Annotated in this window: 11 protein-coding genes and 3 rRNA genes; 2 read left to right on the top strand and 12 right to left on the bottom strand. The window is 45.3% G+C overall.

The window, feature by feature from the left end:
- The first annotated feature begins 63 nt into the window (after positions 1-63).
- On the top strand, positions 64-1,965 hold the full coding sequence (locus NEJAP_RS18855; RefSeq protein ID WP_201348629.1) for a methyl-accepting chemotaxis protein: 1,902 nt from the start codon (positions 64-66) through the stop codon (positions 1,963-1,965).
- A 141-nt stretch (positions 1,966-2,106) separates the two neighbouring features.
- On the opposite strand, the gene rrf is transcribed toward NEJAP_RS18855, so the two are convergent.
- From rrf to NEJAP_RS18915, 12 genes are all read right to left on the bottom strand, one after another.
- Positions 2,107-2,222 (bottom strand): 5S ribosomal RNA (gene rrf / locus NEJAP_RS18860).
- Between the two features lie 115 nt (positions 2,223-2,337).
- Positions 2,338-5,229 (bottom strand): 23S ribosomal RNA (locus tag NEJAP_RS18865).
- A 259-nt stretch (positions 5,230-5,488) separates the two neighbouring features.
- Positions 5,489-7,031 (bottom strand): 16S ribosomal RNA (locus NEJAP_RS18870).
- The 16S, 23S and 5S rRNA genes sit together here, the layout of an rRNA operon.
- Before the next feature lie 536 nt (positions 7,032-7,567).
- Positions 7,568-8,377, bottom strand: a complete 810-nt coding sequence (gene tatC / locus NEJAP_RS18875) for a twin-arginine translocase subunit TatC (protein ID WP_201348630.1) — start codon at positions 8,375-8,377, stop codon at positions 7,568-7,570.
- Positions 8,370-8,738, bottom strand: coding sequence for a Sec-independent protein translocase protein TatB (tatB, locus tag NEJAP_RS18880; protein ID WP_201348631.1), 369 nt, complete (start codon positions 8,736-8,738; stop codon positions 8,370-8,372). The genes tatC and tatB overlap by 8 nt, the downstream gene beginning before the upstream one ends.
- A gap of 14 nt (positions 8,739-8,752) precedes the next feature.
- A complete protein-coding gene (tatA, locus tag NEJAP_RS18885; RefSeq protein WP_028468146.1) occupies positions 8,753-8,998 on the bottom strand; it encodes a Sec-independent protein translocase subunit TatA in 246 nt (81 codons plus the stop codon).
- Between the two features lie 63 nt (positions 8,999-9,061).
- Entirely contained in the window at positions 9,062-9,394 is a 333-nt protein-coding gene (locus tag NEJAP_RS18890; protein WP_201348632.1) for a phosphoribosyl-ATP diphosphatase, read from the bottom strand.
- Positions 9,395-9,402: 8 nt separating this feature from the next.
- A complete protein-coding gene (gene hisI / locus NEJAP_RS18895) occupies positions 9,403-9,792 on the bottom strand; it encodes a phosphoribosyl-AMP cyclohydrolase (RefSeq protein ID WP_201348633.1) in 390 nt (129 codons plus the stop codon).
- 95 nt (positions 9,793-9,887) lie between these two features.
- A complete protein-coding gene (ubiB, locus tag NEJAP_RS18900; RefSeq protein WP_201348634.1) occupies positions 9,888-11,516 on the bottom strand; it encodes a ubiquinone biosynthesis regulatory protein kinase UbiB in 1,629 nt (542 codons plus the stop codon).
- Positions 11,517-11,589: 73 nt separating this feature from the next.
- Positions 11,590-13,131 (bottom strand): GGDEF domain-containing protein, encoded by a 1,542-nt coding sequence (locus NEJAP_RS18905; RefSeq protein WP_201348635.1) that lies wholly within the window; start codon positions 13,129-13,131, stop codon positions 11,590-11,592.
- 123 nt (positions 13,132-13,254) lie between these two features.
- Entirely contained in the window at positions 13,255-13,887 is a 633-nt protein-coding gene (locus NEJAP_RS18910; RefSeq protein WP_201348636.1) for a thiol:disulfide interchange protein DsbA/DsbL, read from the bottom strand.
- A 116-nt stretch (positions 13,888-14,003) separates the two neighbouring features.
- Positions 14,004-14,606, bottom strand: a complete 603-nt coding sequence (locus NEJAP_RS18915; RefSeq protein WP_201348637.1) for a c-type cytochrome — start codon at positions 14,604-14,606, stop codon at positions 14,004-14,006.
- Positions 14,607-14,813: 207 nt separating this feature from the next.
- On the opposite strand from NEJAP_RS18915, the gene yihA reads away from it, so the two are divergent.
- Positions 14,814-15,467 carry a ribosome biogenesis GTP-binding protein YihA/YsxC gene (gene yihA, locus NEJAP_RS18920; RefSeq protein WP_201348638.1) on the top strand — a complete coding sequence of 218 codons (654 nt, stop codon included), beginning with the start codon at positions 14,814-14,816 and terminating at the stop codon, positions 15,465-15,467.
- Positions 15,468-15,656 lie beyond the last annotated feature (189 nt).

Raw genomic sequence — 15,656 nt, forward strand, 5'->3', positions numbered from 1 at the left:
ATGCATATATCTCACCTGACCCGTGCTACCACCATATCTCTTTTTATAACATTGAGTATATTAGTGGCTTCAGTGTATTGGTCGTTACAAAAACTCGAGCAAGCATTCATACAATCACAACACTTCCAACAACTACAACAAATTACCCAAGATACAATTACCCTTCCTCTTAACGACTATCTCCACTCAAGTAATAGCAATCTACTCAACAAAACCTCTGAAAATATCTCAGCACTCATCCATAACTTAAGCTCAGATTCTTCACTGCCTAATTCAGTCAGCACAAAGACTTTATCCACATTAAAAAAACTTAACACTGATTTATCCCTGACGCTAAGAGCCGCAGGAAAACTATCCAATCCTGAAACCCTACTTATATTATCCGAACAAGAAATTGCCGACGAGTTAATTACACTGGGGGAAATCAATACGCAACATCAAAACATCGCGCTACAAAAAGCATATTGGATAAGAATTTTTCAACTTCAAAAAGAGTTACTAAGTCTAACTAATGCTCGCCAAGAAGTTTTTTATAATGAAAACAGACAAGCTCTTAAAATTGCTCTCGTTGGGTTAACACAGGAAGCCGCGCAGTTAAAAGACATGCCTCTCATGGAAGTTTATAAGTCGAATCCTACACAGGTGGAAAGTGATGACATAAGCTCACTAATGGGATGGGCAATAGAAGATGATTCTCAGCCTCAAGAGTCAAGTAGCGAGTCTATAGATAATATTTATAGTCAAATACAGCGCTACTCTAAAGAGATCGAGAATGCTCACAACCTCCTGCAAATAAAAAAAAATGCTCAAGAGACTGTCCAAACCACTCTATTACACCTGAATAGCACCATTACATCCGGACAAACAACACTCTCTCAAAACTACCGTAACACTCACTCTGACGTCCAATGGGTATTAATAGTAACTATTACTATCATCATGTTGATGGTGCTATTAATGTCAAAGCTTACATTTAAGCTATCCCACATTATTACACTCAGTGCAGAAATCACATCCAACTTAGCCAAAGGAAATTTACAGGGAAACACCTCCATAAAACCTTCTTTCAAAGAATGCATTAGCTTACAAAACTCACTTGAAGAATTAACACTGTACTTTCAGAAGCTAATCAACGATATACGTAGAGAAAGCAATCAATTAGCAACATTGCAAAAAGCGTCCCTCAAAGGCTCAAATAGCCTAACTGAAGTCATACAAAAGCAGAATATTGCTACACAAGACGCAGCAAGGCAGATAGAGGAAATGAACATATCATTCCTACACGTAGCCTCTCATGCTCAAGCGACAACACAGCAGGCTGGTGAGTCGAAACACAAAATTGAGGCGGGAGTAGAGCAGCTAAACCAAACATGCTTAAGCTTAAACAATCTAGCGCTAGGAATAGACAACACTGAGCGATCAATAAATTTATTGGAATCTGATGTCAAATTAATCAGTAATACGCTAAATGTTATTAGCGGCTTTGCCGAACAAACCAATTTGCTCGCGCTAAACGCTGCCATAGAAGCAGCGAGGGCCGGGGAAGCAGGCCGAGGCTTCGCTGTTGTTGCTGATGAAGTCAGGTTACTAGCAACAAACACCTCATCGGCAGCTGAGAAAATACAAACCCTAACAAGTCGTCTCACAGAAAGAACAAGCCTAACTGTAGCGCTAATGAGAAATCAGAAAGACACTACACACAAAACTTTACTCATTGCTAATGAAACCCAAACATCGATAACAACCATTACAGAATCAGTTACAGCAATGCATAACCAAAGCTTAGCGATCGTCAAAACTACTGACAATCAATCACAACTTAGCCAAGACATAACCATTGCAATTAATCACACCGCTTCTATGAGTGCCAAATCACAGCATGAAGCCGAAAACAATAAACACTTTTCATCGCAATTGAATAAGATAAATTGTCAATTACAAAACCTAATAAAGCATTTTAACTAATGCATACTTTATCAGCAGACGGAGCCAACCTCTGTAAGCCCTGCTACTTATCCACATCCGAGCCACATTAACATCCCAACGTTCTAAATCGCAGGCATAAAAAAACCCTGATCACGAAGTGATCAGGGTTCTCTATTAAAAGCTTGGCGATGACCTACTCTCACATGGGGAGACCCCACACTACCATCGGCGCTAAAACGTTTCACTTCTGAGTTCGGGATGGGATCAGGTGGTTCCATTTCGCTATGGTCGCCAAGCATAAACTGTCACAACATGGATTTGATGAAGGCTTTTCTTTGTCTTGGTCTATTCACAAGCACTACTCTGTAATCTTATCTTTACTACATGCTTCCCACACGCCTTTGGCGTTATATGGTCAAGCCTCACGAGCAATTAGTACTGGTTAGCTCAACGCCTCGCAGCGCTTCCACACCCAGCCTATCAACGTCTTAGTCTTAAACGGCTCTTTAGGGGAATCAAGTTCCCAGCGAGATCTCATCTTGAAGGGGGCTTCCCGCTTAGATGCTTTCAGCGGTTATCCCGTCCGAACGTAGCTACCCGGCAATGCCACTGGCGTGACAACCGGAACACCAGAGGTTCGTTCACTCCGGTCCTCTCGTACTAGGAGCAACTCTTCTCAAATCTCAAACGCCCACGGCAGATAGGGACCGAACTGTCTCACGACGTTCTAAACCCAGCTCGCGTACCACTTTAAATGGCGAACAGCCATACCCTTGGGACCGGCTTCAGCCCCAGGATGTGATGAGCCGACATCGAGGTGCCAAACTCCCCCGTCGATGTGAACTCTTGGGAGGAATCAGCCTGTTATCCCCGGAGTACCTTTTATCCGTTGAGCGATGGCCCTTCCATACAGAACCACCGGATCACTAGCACCTACTTTCGTACCTGCTCGACGTGTCTGTCTCGCAGTTAAGCACCCTTATGCGCTTGCACTCAATGCATGATTTCCGACCATGCTGAGGGTACCTTCGTGCTCCTCCGTTACTCTTTGGGAGGAGACCGCCCCAGTCAAACTACCCACCACACAATGTCCTCGATCCCGATTAGGGAACAGAGTTAGAACCTCAACAGTACCAGGCTGGTATTTCAAGATTGGCTCCACACGATCTAGCGACCATGCTTCAAAGCCTCCCAGCTATCCTACACAAGTAATGTCAAAGTCCACTGTGAAGCTATAGTAAAGGTTCACGGGGTCTTTCCGTCTAGCCGCGGGTACGCTGCATCTTCACAGCGATTTCAATTTCACTGAGTCTCGGGTGGAGACAGTGTGGCCATCGTTACGCCATTCGTGCAGGTCGGAACTTACCCGACAAGGAATTTCGCTACCTTAGGACCGTTATAGTTACGGCCGCCGTTTACCGGGGCTTCGATCAAGAGCTTCGCCGAAGCTAACCCCATCAATTAACCTTCCGGCACCGGGCAGGCGTCACACCCTATACGTCCACTTTCGTGTTTGCAGAGTGCTATGTTTTTAATAAACAGTCGCAGCCACCTGGTATCTTCGACTGCCAGCAGCTTAGAGCGTAAAGCTCATCACCGCCAGCAGCGTGCCTTCTCCCGAAGTTACGGCACCATTTTGCCTAGTTCCTTCACCCGAGTTCTCTCATGCGCCTTAGTATTCTCTACCTGACCACCTGTGTCGGTTTGGGGTACGGTTCGTTATAACCTGAAGCTTAGAAGCTTTTCCTGGAAGCATGGCATCAACAACTTCAGTCCTCAAGGGACCTCGTCATCGGTTCTCAGTCTTATAAGAGCCCGGATTTACCTAAGCTCTAAACCTACTACCTTAAACGCGGACAACCAACGCCGCGCTTGCCTAGCCTTCTCCGTCCCTCCATCGCAGTTATAACCAGTACGGGAATATTAACCCGTTTCCCATCGACTACGCATCTCTGCCTCGCCTTAGGGGCCGACTCACCCTGCCTCGAATAGCGTTGGACAGGAACCCTTGGTCTTCCGGCGGGGAGGTTTTTCACCTCCCTTATCGTTACTCATGTCAGCATTCGCACTTCTGATACCTCCACGGTGCCTCCCGGCTTCCGCTTCAACGGCTTACAGAACGCTCCTCTACCATGCCATAAATGGCATCCGCAGCTTCGGTGTCTAGTTTTAGCCCCGTTATATCTTCCGCGCAGGCCGACTCGACTAGTGAGCTATTACGCTTTCTTTAAAGGGTGGCTGCTTCTAAGCCAACCTCCTAGCTGTCTAAGCCTTCCCACATCGTTTCCCACTTAACTAGAACTTTGGGACCTTAGCTGGCGGTCTGGGTTGTTTCCCTTTTCACGACGGACGTTAGCACCCGCCGTGTGTCTCCCGTGATTGCACTCATTGGTATTCGGAGTTTGCATCGGGTTGGTAAGTCGGGATGACCCCCTAGCCGAAACAGTGCTCTACCCCCAATGGTGAGACACGAGGCGCTACCTAAATAGCTTTCGAGGAGAACCAGCTATCTCCGAGCTTGATTAGCCTTTCACTCCGATCCACAGGTCATCCGCTGGCTTTTCAACGACAGTCGGTTCGGTCCTCCAGTTGATGTTACTCAACCTTCAACCTGCCCATGGATAGATCGCTCGGTTTCGGGTCTAATCCCAGCAACTATACGCCCTATTAAGACTCGGTTTCCCTACGCCTCCCCTAAACGGTTAAGCTTGCTACTGAAATTAAGTCGCTGACCCATTATACAAAAGGTACGCAGTCACGGTCTCAAGGACCGCTCCCACTGCTTGTACGTACACGGTTTCAGGATCTATTTCACTCCCCTCACAGGGGTTCTTTTCGCCTTTCCCTCACGGTACTGGTTCACTATCGGTCAGTCAGGAGTATTTAGCCTTGGAGGATGGTCCCCCCATATTCAGACAGGATATCACGTGTCCCGTCCTACTCGATTTCATTGAAAATAGGTTTTCGCATACGGGGCTATCACCCACTACGGCCACACTTTCCAGTGTGTTCTGCTAACCACATCTCAACTTAAGGGCTGTTCCCCGTTCGCTCGCCGCTACTTAGGGAATCTCGGTTGATTTCTTTTCCTCCGGGTACTTAGATGTTTCAGTTCCCCGGGTTCGCCTCTAAACACCTATGTATTCAGTGTAAAGATACTCTATAAATAGAGTGGGTTTCCCCATTCAGAAATGTGAGGATCAAAGCTTGTTTACCAGCTCCCCTCACCTTATCGCAGGTTACAACGTCTTTCATCGCCTCTGACTGCCAAGGCATCCACCGTGCACGCTTTGTCACTTGACCATATAACCCGAAGGCGTCTGGCAAGAAACATGTTCTCGTAACGATAAAATTACTTTTGGCGCTTGTGTTTAAACAAGACTTTCTTTCATCAAATCCACATTGTTAAAGAGCGTTAAAGCAAAAGCTTTAAGCGATAAACAGGTTGCTTTACAGCAAGCAGCTTATGACTTAGAACTTTACTTCCAAGATCAAAGATCTTTCTCTTAACTTTCAGTCAGATAATTCGTGTGAACGCTATGCCAGAACTCGGCTTATCGTTTAAGGAGGTGATCCAGCCGCAGGTTCCCCTACGGCTACCTTGTTACGACTTCACCCCAGTCATGAACCACACCGTGGTAAACGTCCCCCCGAAGGTTAGACTATCTACTTCTGGTGCAATCCACTCCCATGGTGTGACGGGCGGTGTGTACAAGGCCCGGGAACGTATTCACCGTGGCATTCTGATCCACGATTACTAGCGATTCCGACTTCACGGAGTCGAGTTGCAGACTCCGATCCGGACTACGACCGGTTTTGTGAGATTAGCTTACCTTCGCAGGTTTGCAGCCCTCTGTACCGGCCATTGTAGCACGTGTGTAGCCCTACTCGTAAGGGCCATGATGACTTGACGTCGTCCCCACCTTCCTCCGGTTTGTCACCGGCAGTCTCCTTAGAGTTCCCACCATTACGTGCTGGCAAATAAGGACAAGGGTTGCGCTCGTTACGGGACTTAACCCAACATTTCACAACACGAGCTGACGACAGCCATGCAGCACCTGTCTCAGAGTTCCCGAAGGCACCAAGCTATCTCTAGCGAGTTCTCTGGATGTCAAGAGTAGGTAAGGTTCTTCGCGTTGCTTCGAATTAAACCACATGCTCCACCGCTTGTGCGGGCCCCCGTCAATTCATTTGAGTTTTAATCTTGCGACCGTACTCCCCAGGCGGTCAACTTATCGCGTTAGCTGCGCCACTAAAGAATCAAGTTCCCCAACGGCTAGTTGACATCGTTTACGGCGTGGACTACCAGGGTATCTAATCCTGTTTGCTCCCCACGCTTTCGCACCTCAGCGTCAGTATCAGACCAGGTGGCCGCCTTCGCCACTGATGTTCCTTCCTATATCTACGCATTTCACCGCTACACAGGAAATTCCACCACCCTCTTCTGTACTCTAGCTTGGCAGTATCAGGTGCAATTCCCAGGTTGAGCCCGGGGCTTTCACATCTGACTGACCAAGCCGCCTACGCGCGCTTTACGCCCAGTAATTCCGATTAACGCTCGGACCCTCCGTATTACCGCGGCTGCTGGCACGGAGTTAGCCGGTCCTTCTTCTGTTGCTAACGTCACAGATGTTACGTATTAAGTAACACCCTTTCCTCACAACTGAAAGTGCTTTACAACCCGAAGGCCTTCTTCACACACGCGGCATGGCTGCATCAGGGTTTCCCCCATTGTGCAATATTCCCCACTGCTGCCTCCCGTAGGAGTCTGGGCCGTGTCTCAGTCCCAGTGTGGCTGATCATCCTCTCAGACCAGCTAGAGATCGTCGCCTTGGTGAGCCTTTACCTCACCAACAAGCTAATCTCACGCAGGCTCATCTGATAGCGAAAGGTCCGAAGATCCCCTCCTTTCCCCCGTAGGGCGTATGCGGTATTAATCCAAATTTCTCTGGGCTATCCCCCACTACCAGGCAGATTCCTACGCGTTACTCACCCGTCCGCCGCTCGTCAGCAAAGTAGCAAGCTACTCTCTGTTACCGCTCGACTTGCATGTGTTAAGCCTGCCGCCAGCGTTCAATCTGAGCCATGATCAAACTCTTCAGTTTAAAATCATTGGTAATTTATCAATACCGGAGTATTAACAACTACCTAAATCTAGCTCAGGCTTTGCTAACTAAAAAACCTTATAAAACGTATGTTTCATTCTGTTCGTTAGGTTGCTTATCCTGATAAAGCTTTTGTAGCTTCGTCCTGACAAGCGCCCACACGAATTATCTGACCAATCTGTTAAAGAGCGCTTGAACGTGTCGTTCAAGTGAGGCGCATATTCTACCGAACGCCTCGCTGGTGTCAACCTTTATTTTGCAACTTCCTGAAACTCATTTGGCTGCAAAGCTCGACTCCAACTACTGACCTGAAATCTTTGAAAAGATGTTAATTATCAAAGAGTTAAAAACCAGTATCTTCTCATCTCAACCGGCCTTTTTGGCGGCATCCTTGGGAAGAGGTGCGCATTCTACAGACACCCCAAAAGGAGTCAACACCCTAGCCTAAAAAAAGTCATTTATTTGTCATAAAAGCCCTAAAACAACAAAGACGCCACGAAGGCGCCTTTATTATGATTTTTTACCGCGAATACACATTATGAACTCTGACTATTTGCCTCATCTTCATCAATGGCAGCGTCTAATTCATCATCTAAATCATCTTCGTCTGTTTTTTTCACAAAGAATTTCGATAGAACAATACCCAGCTCAAACAACAACCACATAGGAATAGCCAAAAGGCTTTGCGAGATAACATCCGGCGGCGTTAACAACATCCCCACAACGAAACAACATACCAGTACATATGCACGCTTCTCTGTTAAGGCTTTTGCGGTAGTAGCGCCAGACCAGATCAGCAATAGTGTTGCTATTGGAATTTCAAAAACAACTCCGAAAGCAAAGAACAGCTTCAATACAAAATTTAGATAACTACTAATATCCGTCATGATAGCTACGCTTTCAGGACCCGTACTAGTAAAGAAGCCAAAAATCAGCGGAAAAACAACAAAGTAAGCGAATGCTATTCCGGCATAAAACAAAAAGACACTGGAAATCAGTAACGGAGTTGCTAATCGCTTCTCATGATTATAAAGACCAGGAGCAATAAACCCCCATACTTGATGCAGAATAAAAGGTATACCAAGGAAAATTGCTAACACCAACGTCAATTTAAACGGAGCAAAGAATGGCGAAGTGACATCAGTCGCTATCATACTAGTACCTTCTGGTAGCAGCGCTGTTAGCGGTGCAGAAAGGTATTCATACAGATCATTAGCAAAATAGAACAGACAAAGAAACACGGCAAATACGATGATAAGAATACGCATCATTCGCTGGCGCAACTCTACAAGATGAGAGACCAACGTTTGCTCTTGCTTTGGCGTCTCGCCTAGCTGATTACTCATTAGCGGGCTTTTCAGGTTTAGCGACACTATTCGTAACAGCAGCTACGTCATCGCTTTGTTCTGTGACTGGGGAAGAAGCTGCTTTAGCGATTGGAGAGTCATCTGCAAACGCCTGATTAAAAGGCTGCTTCATTTCGTTTAGTTCTTTATCGAGCTCTTCTTTTTGGATAGAGGCCGTCCGCCTCATCTCATCAAGACGAAGCTCTTCAGATATTTCACTCTGAATACTAGAAACAGCACGCTTAGCTCGCCCCATCCATAAACCGACAGCACGCACAGCGGTTGGCAGCTTTTCAGGCCCCAACACAATCAGCGCAACAACGCCGATTAACAGTATTTCAGCAAAACCTATATCAAACATTCAACAGATCCGTATTATTTTTGATCAGTCGATTGTTCCTGCTTTGCTGCAGGCTTACTCTCTTCAGTAAAGCTAGCGTCCTGCTCTTGCTGTTCAATTTTTTTTGCATCTTCAGGTTCTTCTTTAATCGCTTTTTTGAAACCTTTTACTGCACTGCCTAAATCTCCACCAATATTGCGAAGCTTTTTAGTACCGAACAATAAAACAATGATTCCCAGTACGATCACTAACTGCCAAACACTAATTCCACCAAAACCCATTTTATTTCTCCTCAATATCTAGAGCGCCAGAAGGCGATACAAATAACGCCATTGATAACGATTTTATGGCTTATTGCGCGATTCTTTTTCAACTAAGCCCGACATATCAAAACGACGAGCCAATTCATTTAAGACAGCTTGCGGCGATTCATCTAAATGAGACAGCATCACTAAGCTGTGAAACCATAGGTCCGCAGTTTCATATACCACATCACTTGTGGTACCAGAAAGCTTGGCATCTTTTGCCGCAATAATTGTTTCTACGGCTTCTTCACCAACTTTCTCTAAAATCTTATTTAGGCCTTTAGCATGTAAACTTGCTACATAAGAGGCTTCAGCTGTGGCATTTTTTCGCTCTTCAAGAATCTTGCCTAACTGCGTCAACACATCACTCATCGAACTAATTACCCTTTGTAGATATCATCAGGATTTTTGAGGACAGGATCGACAGGCTCCCATTGTCCATCACGCAAGACACTATAAAAACAGCTCTCTCTTCCAGTATGACAAGCAATTCCGCCCTTCTGCTCAACTTGTAGCACAAGTACATCACTATCACAGTCTAACCGAACTTCGTGAAGAGCCTGCACATGCCCTGATTCTTCGCCTTTGCGCCATAATTTCTGACGAGAGCGCGACCAATAAATAGCGCGCTGTTCAGTAACCGTAAGCTGCAGAGCTTCCTGGTTCATCCAAGCAACCATCAGTATGCGCCCAGTTTTATAATCCTGAGCGATTGCAGGTATCAGACCTTTCTCATCCCACTTAATACTTTCTAGCCAACTATCTGTCATTTTTCTACAACTATTCGGTCTCAAAGAAGGGCAAGCATACCGGATCAACTAGATAAGCTCCATCCTAGATATGACTCATATTGATCTATCTCTACTTATTTAAGAAGAAGATAAACACCTAAACCACCCAACGCCCACCCCATCAAGCTCAATTGCTCTAGCCATTCATGACTAGGCTCGTGTCCAAACCACAATGCAGCAACGATACAAGGAACGGCAAGCAATCTTTTTCGGCTAGCTTTATGACTGCGCTCTTCCTCTTTTTGAGTAATCTCTGTCATGGCCATACGGTTTTGCAGTGGTTGATTTTTAACCTGTTGCAAGGCATCAAAAGCAAGCTGCGGAATATGCGGCATTTTATCCAGCCAGTCAGGAACCTGCTGTTTTAGTGTCCTATAAGCCGCCTTAGGACCCACTCTATCTTTCATCCATGACTCAAGAAAAGGTTTACCGGTTTGCCACAAATCTAATTCTGGATACAGTTGCCTGCCCAAGCCTTCAATGTTCAACAAGGTTTTTTGCAACAATACTAACTGCGGCTGTACTTCCATATTGAAGCGCCGTGCTGTTTGAAACAGCCCCAGCAGCACTTGGCCAAAAGAGATGTCTTTTAGCGGCTTATTAAATATTGGTTCACATACACTACGAATGGCTGTCTCAAACGCGGTAACATTGGTATCAGCAGGCACCCAGCCAGAATCAATATGTAGCTGTGCGACTTGACGGTAATCCCGTGTAAAGAAAGCCAAGAAGTTACGTGCAAGGTAACTTTGATCTTCTGCTGTTAACGAACCAATGATTCCAAAATCAACCGCGATATATTGGGGTGTTACTGGGTTCTCACGTGAAACGAAGATGTTTCCTGGATGCATATCCGCATGAAAGAAGCTATCTCTAAACACTTGAGTGAAGAAAATCTCAACTCCACGCTCAGCTAAGGTTTTCATATCAGTTCCTTGCGCCCGAAGTTCGTCCACTTCAGCGACAGGAATACCGTAGATACGCTCCATAACTAATACATTTTGACGTGTTAGGTCCCAATAGATTTCAGGAACATAAAGAATATCTGAGTCTTCAAAGTTACGCTTGAGCTGAGAGCCATTTGCCGCTTCTTTTCTTAGGTCCAGCTCATCAAATAGGGTTTGCTCATATTCAGCAACGACTTCGACAGGGCGTAACCTTCGCCCCTCCTGCCATACAGCATGAACCAAGTGTGCAAGCGTATATAGCAATGCAACATCTTTTCTAATGGTTCTCGCTATGCCAGGGCGAATAACTTTTACAACCGCTTCGCGGCCATCTATTAACGTTGCTTCATGGACTTGCGCAACTGACGCGGACGCTAGCGGCTCAACATTAAAAGCAGCGAACAACTCAGCGACCGGTTTACCTAGTGATTTTTCAATAATCAGCTGAGCCTGCGGGCCGGAGAACGGCGGGACATTATCTTGTAATCGTTTTAGCTCATTGGCGACATCATCGGGCAATAAATCTCTACGCGTTGATAACATTTGACCGAACTTGATAAAAACAGGCCCGAGCGACTCCAGAGCTAGGCGCAGACGAACACCCCGTGGCTGCGTCGCTTTAATTAAGTACCGCCAAGGCATTAAATAGAAGAGAACCCTCAGATACCAAGGCAATGGCAAATCATCAAAAAATGTATCTAGACGATAACGAATAATAGTATGAGCTATTTTCAAACTTCGAGAGAGGCGTCGCACCGGGAAAAATCCTATAAATACAGAGCTAAATCAGCGGCACAAGTGTGCCCGTTCCCGTGCGATAGGTAAAGCGTTAGCCGATACAAACACGGTTACGTCCTTCTTGCTTCGCTTTATAAAGCGCCGCATCAGCCCGATCAAATAATGCATCCTTAGTATCTGATTCTCGAGTCTGAGTCACACCAAAAGACATAGTGATCGTAACGGGCTTACCATGGAAGTTGAAAGGACTCTTACTAATTGACTCTCGTAGCTTTTCAATCGCTTTAGCTCCCTCTTCCGCTTCCGTCGCCGGCATAAGAATAACGAATTCTTCTCCACCAAAACGCGCAACAAAATCAGAACCTCGTAAATTTCGCAATAACACCCGAGAAATCAAACGTAAAACTTTATCTCCGGCTAAATGACCATACGTGTCGTTAATACGTTTAAAGAAATCAAGGTCGCCAATAGCAACAGAGAACCCTTGCTTATAGCGCCCCCAACGTTCAAATTCTTTGTTCAAATGATCATCATACGCAGAACGGTTAGGCAAACCTGTAAGAGAATCAGTTCTCGCTTTTAAACGCTCTTCTTCCATATGTGCTTTAACACGCTTTGTCTCTTCTTCCATTTCTAAGACGTGCTGCATCAAGGCATCGTAACGCGTATGCAAACGCTCGTCGCGATCCTCTTCCCCTCGCTTAAACTCATCCATCGCGCGTACAATTTCAAGAAGCTGAGATGAAACCGACATCTTCAGCTCACTTAAATCATGGGAGTCTTTCACTACCTTGCTAATAGTACCAACATCATTCCGTACCTGTTGATCCAACTGCTTATGTGCATCTCCGGCGGTCGCTTGTTCGGTGTGACTTTCTTCAAGAAAGCCCTGCACCTCAACTAATTGGGTGTTCAAATTAATCAGGTAGTTTTCAAAATCTTCATTACTGGTAACCGCTGCTAGCTGGGCCAGCTCAACTACTTTTGCGAGAACGCCTGTCAATTGCTCGAGTGTTAAACCTTTCTCGATACTGACAACTAAATCATGTGCTTTTTTTCTTCCTTCTCTCGTCAGGTTGAGCACACCAATTAATTGAATAAGCTCTGAACCAATCAAAGATAAATCAACATCAACCGCTAACTGGCTTTTTGCAGTGCTTAGTTCCGTTTTCATCGAAGCCAGCACCTTCACTTGCACAGCAACAAGCGAATTGATTAACGGTGGGAATTTATACAAGCGCTCTACAGAATCTGCGGTGACGCCCTCTAACTCCGCTAGTGTATTAAGCTCCGTAGCACCCACACTAAAGTGTTTTTTCAACTGATGAACCCAGTCTATTACTGCACCCGTAATAGCTTGGGAAGTATCTTCTCTGGATTGGTCTAGCTTGCGTATATGCTTTTCGATGTTAGCAATAATTTTTTTTGATGGCGGGGCCTGCGTAACACTATTGAGAGTATTGCGTAGTGATGTAAGTGCCTCGTCTAAATCAGGAGATTGCCCCTGAAGCCCAAGCGTCATATGAGAAACAGCCAAACGTAACTGGTCATTGTTCTGGCTTTTCTCCAGCTTATCAATTTCCAACGCCGCTTCTTTATACTTCTTTTTCCAGTCGATAGGTTCCTTACTCACTATATCTATCCGTTTATTCGTGGCTACTCGTTCAATATTAGTCCAAAGAAGCCGTATTTCCTATCACACTGTTACGAAAAAGCCGCCTATATAAGGCGGCCTATTTATCGCAAAGCTACCTACTTATTGCGCTAACGCTTTTTGCTCTTTTTCTACGAGGTAATTAACAACATCTAGCATCTGCTTTTGGCCACCAGCCATGACTGCCGTGACACGATATTTACCATTTACAACAAGCGATGGCACACCGTCCACTTGATAACCACGCACTTTGGAGTCACCTTGGTTCATTTTCGTATTCACGGCAAATGAGCTAAAAGTTTTTTCAAATTTAGCTCGATCAACACCTAGCTCAGCATAATAATCTGCTAGGTCATCCATATTTCTAAAACGCTTTTTCTGTAGGTGGACCGCATCAAACATCGGTTGATGCGTTTTTTCTACATCACCTAGTAACTCAGCCGTGTAATAAGCACGTGCCATAGGCTCCCAACTACGGCCAAACACAACAGGTATACGCTTAAAGTCGACGACCTCCGGCTGCCTTTTGTGCCATGCCTCAAGCATTGGCTCAAAACTATTACAATGAGGACAAGGGTAACCGAACAACTCTGTCACCTCGACTTTTGAAGGGTCAGTAGTCTTAACAGCAGAAGGCAACTCTATAAAATGCTTGCCTGCTTCATACTCTTGCGCAGCCGAAGTTGTTGTACCTAAGCCCAAAACCAATAGGACAGACATTAAAGTCTTCCACATATTATTTCTCCGATTACATTGTCTGATTTTTCAATCTGACAATGACGACATTAAAGGGTTCACCCATAAACACAAAAAGGCAGCCGAAGCTGCCTTTTTTATTGCTCGCTTAAGACTTAATACAAGCCTTGAACATAACTAGAAACAGCTTTGATCTCTACATCGCTAAGTTTAGCTGCGATATCACGCATCATTGCTTGCGGATCATTGCTACGCGCACCTACACGAAAATCTTTCAACTGTTTTTCAGCATAAGCAGCATGTTGTCCACCAACTGCAGGAAAACCTGCCGCAGCCATACCTTTACCATTAGCTGCATGACAAGCAGTACAGGCTGGAATGCCTTTTTTAGCCAATCCTGCACGATAAATCTGCTGACCTAGCTCTAACTGATCCTTAGCAACTTTACCGCCTTGAATAGCATTACCAGAGAAATACGCCGCAATATCTTCCATATCCTGATCGCTCAGGTTGTCTAACAAGCCAGTCATCTCGACAACAGGACGAGTTCCCGCTTTTATCTCTTTCATCTGTTTAACGAGATAAGTGGCATTTTGGCCTGCTAACTTAGGAAAGTTTGCAATTGCACTGTTACCGTCTGCACTGTGACATGCCGCGCAGACTGCTGTTTTTCCTTTTCCCGCTGTCGCATCACCTGCCGCATTCGCTACACCAGTGATACCTAAGGTTAACAGTAAGCCGATCAGTAGTTTATTCATGATTAACCCAGACTCTTGTCATTCAGTAAAATGAATGCTTATTTTAACATCAACAAGTGACGTCAAAACAAACCGAAAATCTTTATTATGCCTTGCCACTAGAGCTAGACTCCGTTCAAGGGTAAAATTTGGCGGCATTATAACTTAATATCCACACAAACTGGAACGGTTAATATAGAACCAATCCCTTTAGGTAACCTAAAGTCTATGACTGCTAACGTGAATTCTATCCATTATAACGCTGCTCGTTTTTTGATCAGTGCCGATAAATTGAGCCAGTGTCCAGAAGATAGCGGAGCAGAAGTTGCGTTTGCAGGGCGTTCTAATGCAGGGAAGTCCAGCGCGATTAATGCGCTTACGAATAACGGAAAGCTTGCCCGCACCTCTAAAACACCGGGAAGAACTCAGCTTATCAACTTTTTTGACCTGAATATTGAAGGGTTGCGCTTAGTTGATCTACCTGGCTATGGTTACGCAAAAGTGCCTGTCGCCATGAAAGAGCACTGGCAAAAACATCTAGACCAGTATTTACAACAACGTTACAGCTTGAAAGGCGTCGTGCTGGTGATGGATATTCGCCATCCAATGAAAGAGTTTGATTTAATGATGATCGAATGGTGCAAATCAACGCACGTTCCATTACATGTACTATTAACTAAAGCCGACAAGTTAAAACGAGGCCCTGCCCAATCAATCGTATTAACACTGCGCAAAGAATTAACACAGATATTAGGCGATAAGGTAAGTGTACAGTCCTTCTCCTCTTTAAAGCGTGCTGGCGTTGATACATTAAGCGCACGCTTGGATGAGTGGTTGTCACAGGGGCTTGATGAATACGAAGAGGAATCAGAAGAAAGCTAATAATGTAAATAGATCCCCAGACAAAGCCCTGAAGGGGGGAGAGGGCTAAATCTGGGGTAATGCATCCTGCTATAAATACACATCGGTACTGTTTGTACTGAACTATCGTACTGAACACTCAAAAGGGGAACTTTTACGATGTGTATAACTAATGACCACCGAGTTATCGATTAAGTTCCCACGTTGTCC

The organism is Neptunomonas japonica JAMM 1380 (assembly GCF_016592555.1).
Lineage (GTDB): Bacteria > Pseudomonadota > Gammaproteobacteria > Pseudomonadales > Balneatricaceae > Neptunomonas > Neptunomonas japonica_A.

What these genes read in the sequence shown, in the direction of transcription:
- tatC (WP_201348630.1), bottom strand. Translation starts at nt 8,377, where the DNA reads ATGAGTAATCAGCTAGGCGAGACGCCAAAGCAAGAGCAAACGTTGGTC.
- tatB (WP_201348631.1), bottom strand. Translation starts at nt 8,738, where the DNA reads ATGTTTGATATAGGTTTTGCTGAAATACTGTTAATCGGCGTTGTTGCG.
- tatA (WP_028468146.1), bottom strand. Translation starts at nt 8,998, where the DNA reads ATGGGTTTTGGTGGAATTAGTGTTTGGCAGTTAGTGATCGTACTGGGA.
- NEJAP_RS18890 (WP_201348632.1), bottom strand. Translation starts at nt 9,394, where the DNA reads ATGAGTGATGTGTTGACGCAGTTAGGCAAGATTCTTGAAGAGCGAAAA.
- hisI (WP_201348633.1), bottom strand. Translation starts at nt 9,792, where the DNA reads ATGACAGATAGTTGGCTAGAAAGTATTAAGTGGGATGAGAAAGGTCTG.
- NEJAP_RS18910 (WP_201348636.1), bottom strand. Translation starts at nt 13,887, where the DNA reads ATGTGGAAGACTTTAATGTCTGTCCTATTGGTTTTGGGCTTAGGTACA.
- NEJAP_RS18915 (WP_201348637.1), bottom strand. Translation starts at nt 14,606, where the DNA reads ATGAATAAACTACTGATCGGCTTACTGTTAACCTTAGGTATCACTGGT.
- yihA (WP_201348638.1), top strand. Translation starts at nt 14,814, where the DNA reads ATGACTGCTAACGTGAATTCTATCCATTATAACGCTGCTCGTTTTTTG.